This is a genomic window from Clostridium sp. KNHs205, assembly GCF_000702945.1.
Lineage (GTDB): Bacteria > Bacillota > Clostridia > Lachnospirales > Lachnospiraceae > Anaerocolumna.
In genome coordinates this window covers 222,745-235,576 of sequence record NZ_JNLE01000003.1, presented here as the reverse complement: position 1 = coordinate 235,576, position 12,832 = coordinate 222,745, and the positions used below count along the sequence as shown (strand labels likewise).

Sequence of the window (12,832 nt, the reverse complement as noted above, 5' to 3'; positions counted from 1 at the left end):
GGGTCTATATGGGAAATATGCATACGAAAATGCCTTATAAGCAGGGCTAAATCTATCATATCAGGAAATATCCATTTCTTCTCGAATGCGCAGCGCTTCTTTATATTTTCTTTGATGCTTATAATAACGAATCAGATATAATCCATAAAATCTGCGAAAACCAAAGCCAAAGGGTTGATTCACATTTCCATATAACTCCTCCAATAGTTCAAAATATCCAGGAGTATCCAGGTAGTCAGGCAGTTTTAACATTTCTGCAAATGTGATCATTTTTTTGCAAAGATGATATTTATCAGTATCCTCAGAGAGAGCCTGTAGTGCTTCAGAAGCACGGTCTAAGAATAGACGGTATTTTTCTAAGTCTCCTAAATGGATAAACAAAAGTGCTTTTTTTTGATTGAGCATGACTTTATGATAAGTCTCTTCCTCCAACTCTCCGGCTTGAAGCAAGTAATATTCAGCCTCCTGATATTGTTCACAGCTAATGTAAGCTGTTCCAAGGTTATAATAAGCATAGTTTTTTACCGGTACACGATAACCGCGAGTTAGGGCGATTGCACGTTTATAGTATTTTTCTGCAATGGATAAATCACGCCCGTTACAATAACAGGAACCTAAAAGAAAGCTGGCACCAATTAAAACCGCAGGATTTCCCTCTTCCGACGCAAACAAATAAGCGGTATTCGCTCTTTGGATACAGTCGCTATAATGACCAATATGATATAGGGTATTTGCCAATTGATAATAAATAACGCTATTATTACCGTAATGAGCTGCTTTCAGCAAAAGCTGGACAGTATTCTCTGAGTGCCCTTGGATTGCTGCCGCACCCAGGTAGTACCGCATTATTTGCACATCCTCCATATAAGGGAGGAAACGGCTCAAGTAAGCTTGCTCTTTCTCGGCCTGCTCCTGATTTCCTGCTGACAAAAGGGAGAATAATAAGCATAGATGATAATCCAGGTGAAATTCACTGTGTTCCAATTCTTCTCTGTACATGATGAAATAATTGCTTTCTTCTTCTACTGGTTCCTCTGAATCCAGGAGAAAAAAGAAACGATCGAAATGCTCACGAGCATCTGCCAGTACAGAGTTATCTCCTATATATCTGATGCCAAGGGCAGAAAACAAACTTGTAATAATGTCAGAACTGGCATCGGCTTGTCCCTGTTCTATTTTACTTAAATAAGAGGGAGCGCATATACCCTTGCAGAGTCCTTCCTGAGAGATATTTAGCTCCAGTCTTTTTTGGCGGATTAAAAATCCGATATAATTTTTCATATTCCTCCTTATATTGAGTACTCAATTACTAAAATGCAAACGTTTTCTCCTGACTTTACTTAAAAGTATAATTAGTTTTATTGTCATATGTCAATTAAGTTTGGAAGATAACAGGCGTATATATACTAATTTCGAGCACCACTTACAGGTACCGCAGAAGCACTAATTATACTTACTGTCAACGAGAGAGAAATAAGTATCTTTTATTATGTTAAAACCCATAATACTCAAATCCAGTAATGTTAAATTCTCTAAACAGATTCTTTACAATACCAATGGAATAATTTTCAAATTCATGCTTATTTCTTTACAATCAAAGATTATAATGACCAAGTAATCAGGGCGTGTCTTAAAGTCATTATTAGCCCGTAAAATAAAAAAATTGTAAGGAGTAATGTCATGAAAAAGTTTATGTCTTTGGTTTTAACTGTAGCATTAGCATTTTCAATCTTTCAGGGTGTTCCGGCAGAGAAGGTATCTGCGGCATCAGTTACAGGAACAGTAGTTTTATCAGGTTCTACTTCCGTCAATCCGCTTATCCAGGCACTTGCGGAAGCTTTCATGGCTAAAAATAAAGGCATTAAGATCGTTGAACAGAATGTGACCGGTTCCGGTGCAGGTATTACAGATGCAACAAAAGGTACGGTAGACTTTGGTATGTCCAGCAGGGATATCACAAGCACTGAAGCTCAGACTTTAAACAAAGTTCAGATTTGTCTGGACGGATTAGCTGTAGTTGTTAATAAAAGCAACCCTGTAAATGAACTTTCTCCTTCTCAGCTTTATAAAATCTATACCAGAGATACCTCCAGCTTGAATTGGAATCAGATATCCGGTTCCTATTCCACCAGTGTGAAGATTGCTCCTTTTGGCCGTGAGTCCGGTTCCGGTACCAGAAGCTGCTTCGAAGATTTCTTTAAGGCGGATTTTGGTTCTGCACTTCCCAGCGGATATGATGTAAATCTTGACGGTTCACTTGCCAGCACAGGGGTTATGCAGGCTTCCGTACAGAACAATTCCGGTGCTATCGGATATATGTCTCTTGGTGATATGGCTGCAGTATCTGCTACTGGTGTTGTAACTGCTAAAAAAGCAGGAAAAGTAACAATTACCGTAACTACCAGCGATGGCAAGAAAACAGCAGCCTGCCAGATTGTTGTAAAATAGTTAAACTTATATACAGGTTGGTTTCAGGTTAGGCGTTTTAGCTGCATAGTGTGTTTGGATAATGTCACTGCAAATGCGCAGTGGCATTGCCAGTTTATAGATTTATTCCTTAAAATTGTGCTGCCAGAAGCAGCGGAATGTGTGGTAAGAATGAAGCAACAGAAAGTTTATTTATATAATAATCTATTTAAAGGTATCGTTTTTTTCTTTGCCTTAATTACGGTCCTGTCGGTTATATTAATCGGAGCATTTATGATAGCAAACGGTGCTCCAAGTATAGCCAAAGTGGGATTAAAGGATTTTCTCTTCGGGTCTGTCTGGAACTCTGCCAATGAACCTCCAAGCTACGGAATTCTGGCGTTTATCATTTCTTCCTTTTATTCTACTTTTTTTACTGTTCTGATCGCAGTTCCCATTTCTCTGCTTGTTGCCTTGGGAATTGGACAGCTGATGCCTAAGGGCCTGGGTTCTGTTCTGCGTTCCGTAATCAGTCTGTTAGCGGGAATTCCGTCGGTAATTTACGGCTTTTTAGGTTTGATTTTTATTGTGCCTTATGTACAGAAAATATTTGATCTCTCTTCCGGGCTTGCCATGATTTCTGCTGTTATAGTTTTGATAATTATGACTCTGCCAACTATCATCAGCGTAAGTGAAACCAGCATTAATGCAGTGGACAAAAGCTATATGGAAGCAGCTCTTGCTCTGGGTGTGGGAAAAGAGTATACCCTCTTTCGTATTATTATTCCTGCTGCCAAATCGGGTATTATGGCGGCGGTCCTCCTGGGAGTAGGAAGAGCCATCGGTGAGACCATGGCAGTTATCATGGTAGCCGGTAATATTCCTCAAATGCCCTCCATGCTTAAACCTGTACGTTTTCTCACAACAGCTATTGTGACAGAAATGTCCTATGCCACAGAGCAGACCAGAGGTGTACTGATTGGTATTGGATTGGTACTGTTTGTATTTATTTTTATTATCAATTCTATTTTTCATTTCTTGATTAAGAAGGCAGGTAATGCAAATGGATAAGAACCTCTATGAAAAGAAAATTAAACCTGGAGTTATTGCTGTTCGGGCACTGATATATTCCGTAACAGCTGCAGTTACTTTAATGGTCATAGCTATTATCTTATATTTGATCGTAAAGGGACTTCCCTATATCAGCTTTGAGTTTCTTACTACGGCACCCTCCCGTTTATATGAGACATACGGGATTGCACCTATGATTATCAATACTTTATATATAGTGTTCCTTTCCCTTATATTGTCCATACCCCTTGGTATCGGTACAGCCATCTATCTTGCTGAATATTCAAAGCCCGGCAAAATTATCTCGTCTATACGGTTTGCCATAGAAATCCTTGCGGGTATTCCCTCTATTGTATATGGCTTATTTGGGCTGGCTTTCTTTATTAATACCCTGAAAGCCGGCAGCAGCGGCGGTTCTATGTTGGCAGGAGCTTTAACCTGTACCCTGATTGTACTTCCTACCCTGATTCGGACCACGGAAGAAGCTCTCCTGCAGGTAAATCCCACATACAGAGAGGCGGCCTTTTCTCTTGGAACCTCAAAGCTGCATATCATCCGAACTATTTTGCTGCCCTGTGCACTTCCGGGTATAGTGGTTGCCATAATCCTAAGTATCGGGCGAATTGTGAGTGAATCGGCAGCGTTACTTTACACCGCTGGTGTGGACTATACCATGCCTGCCAATTATGGAAAACATATTTTAGAACCGGGAGCGGGGCTTACGGTACAGCTTTATCTATACGCCACAGAAGGCGGAGCACCCGACTGGGTACCTTATGCAATGGCTGCTGTTTTAATTATTCTGGTATTTATTATTAATCTGGCTGCCAATACAATAGCAGGAATCTTTAAGAAGAAAGTGAGCTTTAAATAATGGGTATCATAACTACAAAAGACTTAGACCTCTTTTACGGAGAGAAGCAGGCAATCAACAATATCAATATGGATATTGAGAAAAATGAAATTACGGCATTAATCGGGCCTTCCGGCTGCGGAAAGACGACTTTCCTAAAGACTTTGAACCGAATGAATGATATTATTCCGGGATGCAGAATAACTGGAGAGGTAATATTTGACAATATTAACATATATGACAGTAAGATAGACCCTATGTTAATCCGAAAGAAGATTGGCATGGTATTTCAAAAACCAAATCCATTTCCTTTAAGTATCTATGACAACGTTGCTTATGCACCTAAATACTACGGTAAGAAAAAACGTGAAATCGATGAGATCGTTGAGAACAGCTTAAAGGGGGCAGCGCTTTGGGAGGAAGTCAAGGACCGTTTGAAAAAGAGTGCACTCTCCCTTTCCGGCGGACAGCAGCAGAGATTATGCATTGCCAGAACCATTGCCCTGAATCCTGAGGTAATCTTAATGGATGAAGCCACCAGCTCCCTGGATCCCATATCCACTTATAAGATTGAAGATCTGATTGTGGAGTTAAAAAAGACCTATACCGTCGTTATTGTTACCCACAATATGCAGCAGGCTTCCCGTATTGCTGATAAAACTGCCTTCTTCCTTTTTGGTGATTTGGTGGAATATGATACCACGGATATTATTTTTACAAATCCTAAACATGAAAAGACAGCTGAATATGTTAGCGGGCATTTTGGGTGATGAGAAAGGCAAGGGAAGAGGGATTATAGTTTTAACGGTTTTATCTTGTGGGAGTTTTAAAAAATAGAGGAATTTTCATTACATAGCTGACTGTTTAAACGATATTGTTTTACCATATAGGATGTACTGCCAGATTGATGATTAAAGAAATTATTAAAATACTGGTATTTATTGAATAATTTAACTAAGAGGTATTCTTTATTAAAGCAACTATGAAGCATTCTTTATAGAAAAAACTAAGAGGTGTTTTTTATAGAAGTAACTATGGGGTATTCTTTATAGAAGAAGCTATGAGATATCTTTATAGAAGCAACTATAAGATATCTTTATAGAAACAACTATAAGGTAATCTTAAGAAACAACCAGGAGTAATCTATACTAAAAATTAGAAAATATTTTCTTTGAAGAAGATAACTAGATGGGATAAAGCCTCCCTTTTAATTATCTTCTTTTAATATGTATACATTTTAATAACCTGCATGTAGCTTCTAATAACTAAAGTTTGCAAAGATGTGTTCGCTAAAGTTTCTATAGTACTTCCCATGTTATTGATAAGTTGCATAATTTTTGATTGACTTTTAGGTCTATAAGATATAGACTAACAATACAGAAACAGGTCTATGAATTATAGACCAAGGAGGAGAAACTTATGGCATATATTATGACTGAAAGTGAATACAAATTTGCAGAATTCATATGGAGCAGGGAGCCTTTAGCTTCCGGAGAGCTGGTTAGATTATGCCAGGAAGCATGGGGATGGAAGAAATCAACAACGTATACGGTACTAAAAAAACTATGTATTAAAGGTATTTTGAAAAATGAAGGAGCCGTTGTAACGGCTATTGTGTCAAGGGAAGGATACCTGCAGTTAAAAAGTGAGGAGTTTCTGGGAAAAAATTACGACGGTTCGCTGCCAAAATTCCTGACAGCCTTTATCAGCCGTAAGAAGCTTACCGGAAAGCAAATAGAGGAATTAAGGCAAATTATAGATACCTATGAGGAGGATAGATAGTGGAGAAATGGTTTCTTGAAATATTAAATATGAGCTTTATCTCCTGCTATGTCATTCTGTTTGTATTGGGGGTAAGGTTTTTACTTGGAAAATCGCCTAAAGTGTTTTCCTATTGCCTATGGGGTATAGTATTTCTAAAGCTGATATGTCCTGTAACCCTGGAAAGTATGATAAGCCTTATACCAAAACAGGTGAACTCCCAGAGGGTAGAAAGTTATCTGATACTACCTGACCCAGAGAATATCATGACCCGTGAGCAGACACCCTCAGAAGAACCCGTTAAAGAAATAGCGGCTGAACCTGTAATTACAGCATATAAGGTTAAAAGTCCTTCCGTTATGGATTACCTGATAATTCTTTGGCTGATAGGTCTGGTGTTGATTGTGTTCTTTCAGGCGAAGTCCTATCTGGCATTTCGTAAGAAATTAACTGGTGCTGTTTGGATAAGGGATAACCTGTATAAAACACCTGTTGTGAAAACGGCTTTTGTTATGGGAATAATAAAGCCGGTAATATACCTGCCGGAAGGACTAAGGGAAGCTGAGGAGCAATATATTATTGAACATGAGCGAGTACATATAAAGAGAAAAGATTACCTGATAAAAGTTCTGGCTTTTGCTATCTGCTGTGTGCATTGGTTTAATCCTCTGGTTTGGCTTTCTTTTGTCCTTATGAATAGGGATATGGAGATGTCCTGCGATGAAGCAGTGGTTAAGAAGTTGGGTACAGGTATCAAAAAGCAGTACTCGCACTCTTTGCTGTCCCTGTCAGCAGGCGTTGATTCCTTAAGAGGAGTGCCTTTGGGGTTTGGAGAAAACAGTGTTAAGGGCAGAATCAAGAATATCTTAAAGTATAAAAAGCCTGCAGGATGGCTTATATCAGTTTCGCTGCTGATAGTAGCATTTGTATGTATAGGGTTATTTTTGAGTCCTGCGGTTAAAGGGGATGTAAGAGCGGTTGACAGAGAAGACAGCATCGAAAATAGCAGAAAAGACAAAGGAGAATCAGGTAATAATGGCAGTGTGGATGATATAGTGGAGAAGGGTGAAATTGGCTCACTTTTTGGCAGGGCTCATAATTATTATTTGAAAGACTATTATAAGGGAGAAGATTATGATGGTGACGGTGTTGAAGATACTGCGCTTATAGAAAGAAAAGGCAGTACGAATACCATTACGGTAAACTTTGGTAATCAGGAGGTCTTGATAATAGATGGCTTGGAGCCGGGAAGGGAAGAATTTAAGATAGCAGGAGCGGACCTGAACAACGACGGGAAGAATGAAATTATTCTTATAAGTGATATGGGTTCAAATGGAGGAGACGGAATCTATGGATTGCTGGTGTATGCAAAACAGGGTCAGGTATACCAGTCCGTTGCCTTACCGGCGGAATATGATGTCTTTGCGGGGATTCCATACTATCTGAACTGGGATGGAACCTCAGCGGTTATACTGGACTACAAGAAAAGAAGAGTCCTACAGGTTGATAAGGATATATTAGGTGCTCATTATGCCAGAACCGGCCAAACAGAGGAATGGAGCAAATTACAGGGAAAAGCAGCTGAGCCTGTGGCAGCTGACGGAATATGTGATTTTGCTGTACAAATGAAAGAGGAAAAGGTAAAATTAATCATAAAGCAATATCTTACCGGTCCTACAGGTGTCCATGTGGATTGTATCGGCTATGTATTAACAGAACTGGAATTAAAGAATGATAATACCTGGAACCAGACTGCTGTCTACTTTCTTCCCTCAGATTAGCATATAATTCATGGGGCGGCTATAGAAGCCGGTGAAATAAAGGCACAAAGGGTGGTAATGTATAATGTAAGAGGAAGAGATTTCCTACTTCTTAACCAGCCGGTTGATGACCTATTAGTCGTGAGAAGAAATATATAATAAAAATAAAATAAAAGGGGGAGCTTATTATGAATCATCTGGGAACAAAAACATTAGAAACAGAGCGCTTAATACTACGGGCTTTTAGTACAGAGGATGCAGAAGATATGTATCGAAACTGGGCCAGTGATGAAGAGGTGACCAGATATCTCACCTGGCCGGTACACCCAAATGTAGAAGGCACCAGAGCACTTCTTGGCATATGGGAAGAGAAAGCGAGAGAAACGGATAATTATCACTGGTGTATGGTACTGAAAGAAATACAGGAACCAATCGGAAGTATAGGAGTGGTACATATGAATGAACAGATTTCTGCGGCTGAGATAGGTTACTGCTGTGGAAGGGCTTTCTGGGGCAAAAATATTATGACAGAAGCATTCTCAGCAGTAAGGGATTATCTCTTTGAGGAGGTTGGATTTAACCGCCTTGAAGCAAGACATGACACTAAAAATCCAGCCTCCGGTAAAGTTATGGAAAAATGCGGCCTGCGCTTTGAAGGAATCAAGCGGCAGGGGGATAAGAATAATACCGGTATTTGTGATACTGCCTATTATGCTATCCTAAGAGAGGATAGATAAAATCTAGAGTACTATTGCAAATAAGCTAAACACCAGCCAGATGAGAAAAATACACAATACAAAAGCAAAGAAACCGCAGATATTCTTAATGGCATGGATGTCTGCGGTTTGCTTAGCCTGCAATGCCAGGAGCATATCCTCATGGTCAAGTTCTGTATCCTCCCATTCATAAACACTCCCATTTTCGTGGTAGATTGTTTGGGGATCTTTTTGCACAGCTTCTTCTTCTGTTATTTTCTTAGAACTATATAATTCCAGATCTGTAAGTAGAAATTTTAACTCTCGTTTCGTCATTACACTAATCACCATTCCTTTCTTAAAATGCCTTAAGATTATTCGAGAATATCCCAAGGCAAGGCAAAACTTATGATCAATTGCATTATAATAATCATGCTGTCCAGTATTTTTCAAAAGTACCTAAAAACGTCCTAAAACCCGCACTTATCTAGACGTATTTAAATATACTATTATGCCGGAATATATTACGGCAAACAAAAGTTACATGATAATTGACTTATTTCATAGATATAAGTAAATAGAAAACGTTAACAGACCAAAGAATATATTAATTATAATAAAATGTCTAACCCAATTCAATATAGTAAGGAGGGCAAAAATGAAAATAGCAGTTGATGCAGGACATGGCTATGACACTGCCGGTAAACGCACACCTCCCGTGCCAACAGATGTGGATTTTGACAAAGACGGAAAAGCAGATATAAAAAAAGGTGAAAGCATCAGGGAACATGTAGCGGCTGTAGGGGTGGCCTATCTTCTGGTTCAGGAGCTTAAACGCTGTGGATTTACCACGGTTATGACCGGATTTAATGATAATAATCCGAAAAATGATGCCGATACCCCTCTCACGGAAAGACAGACTGCCATCAGGAATGCAAAGTGTGATTACTCTGTAAGTATACACTATAATGCATACGGTGATGGAAAGACCTTTAATGCGGCAGACGGAGTAGAAGTTTATATTCATAGCAGTTACAGCGGTAAATCCGAAAAGCTTGCGAAAGCAGTGCTGAAATATTTGGCACAAGGAACCTCTCAGGTAAACAGAGGAATAAAGAAGTCAGCCCTTGCCATGTGTAACTGCAATACCCTTGGAACCAAAGGAGCAATTCTTACAGAGCTGTGTTTCATGACCAATGAAAGGGAAGCCTTGCAGATGATGGGAAACAGTGCTTTCTGGAAAGAGTCCGCCCAGGAAATCTGTAAAGGCATCTGCGAATATACCGGTGTTAAATATGTTTCTGAAGTATATATACCAAAGAAGACCATTAAGAAAAGCTCCTCCGTAAAGGATATCAAGTGGCTTCAGGAGAAGCTGAACGCAGTGCTTACCGGAGAAAGCTTTATACCTATAGCAGTGGATGGAAAATATGGTAACAAGACAAGGATAGCAGTGCTTATTTACTGGGAAAAACTTGGTTGGAATCAGACCGGTAAAGATTCCGGCTGGGGAGCCGGCAGTAATACCATTACCGCTTTGTCAAAAGGCAGAAAGAAATAGAATATCAGGGTTGTTGTATTTGTATAAGGTAACAGAATGTAAATAAAATTTCTGAAGTCTGTAGTATAAATACAGCAGCCCTTTTTTAGAAGAGTTTATTCCTGTGAGATATCTCTTTTCTAATCCTTTGTCCTGGGGGATTTAAACATGAATTAGAATCGTCAGTAAATTGAATGGAGACTTGTTTGAATATCCTTGGAACCTGCTGCCCGCCTCACATGTAATTATACTGCTTTTGTGATTTTGGAAACTTACTACTAAATCTCCGGGTTTTGCGGTATTAGACAAATTTCCTCCTCTAAAGAGCAACGCCCGATAGTACAGGTGTTTATATAACAATAAAAGTAAAAAACAGAAGAAACAGAACAAAAGATGAAAAGAGTCGATTTATGTATAATATACAACGTAAAATGTAGAATAATATACTATTTTAAAAAAATATTATGCAAAACAACTATATAATTATTGTATAGATGTAAAAATAAATACAAAAACACATAATAAACGACGGGGTACAAAGAAATAAATTGAATTATGCACAAATTGGTGATACAATAATTAATATAACTTTAAGGGGGTTAACTATGTTTAAGAGCAGCAGGAGATTACAGAGACCAATCTTGATACAGAGAATGTTGGACTGGGATTTTGAGAACGAGTTTATCGGCAGTGATGACACAGACCAAAATGATATGTACCATAACTACAGAAAATACTTTACTCAGTTCCGTAATGATTTTGACAATGTAAAATCCATTTCCGGGCAGCTGGAAGGCGTAGTGGAAGAAATCGTTGACACCTCATTAAGTGTTAGGCATTCCTCAGAGTACATAGCTCAAGGAGCACAATCCCAGGCAGATGATGTGGGGAGATGTATGGGTGTTGCAGATCATCTGGCAGACAAGATCAATGAGATGGATATGAAATCCAAGGAATTGATAGGACTTGCTTATGATATGAGTGAAGTAAACGCAGAAGGAAAAGAAGCTATTCATAATCTGTCCGTTAACCAGGAAAAGAATGAAAAGGTCATGACGGAAATTACGGATGCCATCTACACCCTATTGAATAAAACCAAGAACATAACAGAGATAACGAAAGTATTATATAGTATTGCCTCTCAGACCAACCTCCTTGCCTTGAATGCTTCCATAGAAGCTGCCAGAGCCGGAGAAGCAGGAAAGGGTTTTGCAGTGGTTGCAGAAGAAGTCCGGAAGCTGTCTGAAGAGAGCAGGCAGGCCAGCGAGAATATCAGCAGATCACTTTCAGATATTACAGGGCAATTGGACAACCTAAGAGGGGTTATGGATTCTTCTACTGTAATTTTCACAGAGCAGAACCATGCTGTGAGCAAAGTAATTAAATCCGTGGAGCAGGTGAATGATACTGCGGATATATTCATAAAGAGACAGAAGGATTTCAATGAAGAAGTCAGTCTGCTGACAAGGGAAAAGACTACCCTTATTGAAGCATTAGGCAGCATAGCAGCTGTTGTGGAAGAGTCCTCTGCAACGACGGAGGAGGTTGCCTCCTTAACGATAAGCCAGAACAGTATGGCTGATATCCTTGTTAAGATGACCAGGGAGTTATGTGATAAGGTATCTTACATAGAGAAGAATTCTAATTCCATTAAGACCTCTCTGGTGGTAAAGAAGAAGAAAAAGATAGCCCTTATCTGGGATTTGGACGATCCTTTCTGGGAGCCGGCAGCAAAAGAAGCACAAAAGACCGCCAAAGTACTTAATATGGAGGTTGAGATCTATGCGCCTAAGTCCAGGGGTGAACAGGGAACAAAAGAAATGGTTGATATTCTTAAGAATATTTCCATTAACAGCTTTGATGGAATTGCAATTTCACCCATAGAGGATGAAGCGGTTGCCAGAGAACTTCGGAACCTGTCGGGGAAAGGTGTCAAAATCATATTCATTCAGTCTCCGGTTAAGGGAATTTCTCATGAAGCTATTATTGGTACCAATACACTGCAATGCGGCCGCAGCGCAGGTATGATTGTAAAACAGCTCTTAGGCGGCAGAGGAGATGTTGTAATCGGAATGTGGACGGACTATAAACTTGCAGCAATTGAAGAAAGAGCTGAAGGTTTTATAAAAGAAGTCACAGAGAATTCCCAAATATCTGTACACCAGGTTGGGGTTGTCGGGGAACCCTCCAAAGAAGAAGCAGAGAGAGTAATTACCAAGATGTTAAAGGATTATCCGGACACCAGGTTATTCTTCTCTACCAATGTGGGTTGGGGACTGGCATATGCAAGATATGTCGAGAGCCATGGACTGGATATCAAAGTGGTAACCATTGACTTTACAAAGGAAGTAGCTGCGCATATGAAAAAAGGAAGCATTAAGGCAGCAGTTGCCCAAAGGCCTTTTGTATGGGGAAGTGTTCCTTTGGAACTATTCGTGGATATATTCGCAGGCAAAGAAGTGAAGAAGGTTACGGATACCGGCACCTATGAAGTAAATGCAAATAACCTTAAGATTTTTGAACAGAGATTTTAATAAAATTAAGAAAATGTATATTAATGCTCTCCTTGTAACACACAGTTTAATAGGAATCACTATAAAGCGGATAATTAAAAGTATCTTTATAGTCTCCATTAACTGTAAGTTGCAGGGTGGAGCATTTTTTTGACTTTACGAAGAGCTGATATAGCAGCTGGTACCACCGTGCAGAAATTTCACTTGATTCAGCACCGCTATTTACCTGAACC

At 39.3% G+C, this 12,832-nt stretch carries 11 protein-coding genes; 9 read left to right on the top strand and 2 right to left on the bottom strand.

Features of this window, described 5'->3' with window-relative positions; genetic code table 11:
* Positions 1–60 precede the first annotated feature (60 nt).
* Positions 61–1,281 carry a helix-turn-helix transcriptional regulator gene (locus BR73_RS0101055; RefSeq protein ID WP_033164038.1) on the bottom strand — a complete coding sequence of 407 codons (1,221 nt, stop codon included), beginning with the start codon at positions 1,279–1,281 and terminating at the stop codon, positions 61–63.
* Positions 1,282–1,680: 399 nt separating this feature from the next.
* Between BR73_RS0101055 and BR73_RS0101050 the strand changes: the two genes are divergently transcribed.
* The 7 genes from BR73_RS0101050 (at position 1,681) to BR73_RS0101020 (ending at position 8,588) form a co-directional block, all read left to right on the top strand.
* Positions 1,681–2,448 carry a substrate-binding domain-containing protein gene (locus BR73_RS0101050; protein ID WP_051684881.1) on the top strand — a complete coding sequence of 256 codons (768 nt, stop codon included), beginning with the start codon at positions 1,681–1,683 and terminating at the stop codon, positions 2,446–2,448.
* Between the two features lie 150 nt (positions 2,449–2,598).
* Positions 2,599–3,477, top strand: a complete 879-nt coding sequence (pstC, locus tag BR73_RS0101045) for a phosphate ABC transporter permease subunit PstC (protein ID WP_033166959.1) — start codon at positions 2,599–2,601, stop codon at positions 3,475–3,477.
* Complete coding sequence (pstA, locus tag BR73_RS0101040; RefSeq protein WP_051684880.1) at positions 3,464–4,351, top strand: phosphate ABC transporter permease PstA; 888 nt, start codon at positions 3,464–3,466, stop codon at positions 4,349–4,351. Before pstC ends, pstA begins: the two co-directional genes overlap by 14 nt.
* A complete protein-coding gene (pstB, locus tag BR73_RS0101035) occupies positions 4,351–5,100 on the top strand; it encodes a phosphate ABC transporter ATP-binding protein PstB (protein ID WP_033164037.1) in 750 nt (249 codons plus the stop codon). Before pstA ends, pstB begins: the two co-directional genes overlap by 1 nt.
* Positions 5,101–5,749: 649 nt before the next feature.
* Positions 5,750–6,112 (top strand): BlaI/MecI/CopY family transcriptional regulator, encoded by a 363-nt coding sequence (locus tag BR73_RS0101030; RefSeq protein ID WP_033164036.1) that lies wholly within the window; start codon positions 5,750–5,752, stop codon positions 6,110–6,112.
* Complete coding sequence (locus tag BR73_RS26980; protein WP_051684879.1) at positions 6,112–7,872, top strand: M56 family metallopeptidase; 1,761 nt, start codon at positions 6,112–6,114, stop codon at positions 7,870–7,872. The genes BR73_RS0101030 and BR73_RS26980 overlap by 1 nt, the downstream gene beginning before the upstream one ends.
* A 167-nt stretch (positions 7,873–8,039) precedes the next feature.
* Positions 8,040–8,588: a GNAT family N-acetyltransferase gene (locus BR73_RS0101020; RefSeq protein WP_033164035.1), complete on the top strand. Its 549-nt coding sequence runs from the start codon at positions 8,040–8,042 to the stop codon at positions 8,586–8,588.
* A gap of 3 nt (positions 8,589–8,591) precedes the next feature.
* Here BR73_RS0101020 and BR73_RS0101015 read toward each other — a convergent pair whose 3' ends face one another.
* The gene (locus BR73_RS0101015) at positions 8,592–8,999 is read right to left on the bottom strand and encodes a hypothetical protein (protein WP_156034562.1); all 408 of its coding nucleotides are present in this window, start codon (positions 8,997–8,999) and stop codon (positions 8,592–8,594) included.
* 205 nt (positions 9,000–9,204) lie between these two features.
* On the opposite strand from BR73_RS0101015, the gene BR73_RS0101010 reads away from it, so the two are divergent.
* Complete coding sequence (locus tag BR73_RS0101010) at positions 9,205–10,107, top strand: N-acetylmuramoyl-L-alanine amidase (RefSeq protein WP_033164033.1); 903 nt, start codon at positions 9,205–9,207, stop codon at positions 10,105–10,107.
* A gap of 584 nt (positions 10,108–10,691) precedes the next feature.
* Positions 10,692–12,620, top strand: a complete 1,929-nt coding sequence (locus BR73_RS0101005) for a substrate-binding domain-containing protein (protein ID WP_033164032.1) — start codon at positions 10,692–10,694, stop codon at positions 12,618–12,620.
* The last annotated feature ends 212 nt before the right edge of the window (positions 12,621–12,832 follow it).

Excerpts from the sequence above, each read along its gene's own strand:
- BR73_RS0101030 (WP_033164036.1), top strand. The coding sequence starts at position 5,750 with ATGGCATATATTATGACTGAAAGTGAATACAAATTTGCAGAATTCATA.
- pstC (WP_033166959.1), top strand. The coding sequence starts at position 2,599 with ATGAAGCAACAGAAAGTTTATTTATATAATAATCTATTTAAAGGTATC.
- pstB (WP_033164037.1), top strand. The coding sequence starts at position 4,351 with ATGGGTATCATAACTACAAAAGACTTAGACCTCTTTTACGGAGAGAAG.
- BR73_RS0101005 (WP_033164032.1), top strand. The coding sequence starts at position 10,692 with ATGTTTAAGAGCAGCAGGAGATTACAGAGACCAATCTTGATACAGAGA.
- BR73_RS0101050 (WP_051684881.1), top strand. The coding sequence starts at position 1,681 with ATGAAAAAGTTTATGTCTTTGGTTTTAACTGTAGCATTAGCATTTTCA.
- BR73_RS0101010 (WP_033164033.1), top strand. The coding sequence starts at position 9,205 with ATGAAAATAGCAGTTGATGCAGGACATGGCTATGACACTGCCGGTAAA.
- BR73_RS0101055 (WP_033164038.1), bottom strand. The coding sequence starts at position 1,281 with ATGAAAAATTATATCGGATTTTTAATCCGCCAAAAAAGACTGGAGCTA.
- pstA (WP_051684880.1), top strand. The coding sequence starts at position 3,464 with ATGCAAATGGATAAGAACCTCTATGAAAAGAAAATTAAACCTGGAGTT.
- BR73_RS0101020 (WP_033164035.1), top strand. The coding sequence starts at position 8,040 with ATGAATCATCTGGGAACAAAAACATTAGAAACAGAGCGCTTAATACTA.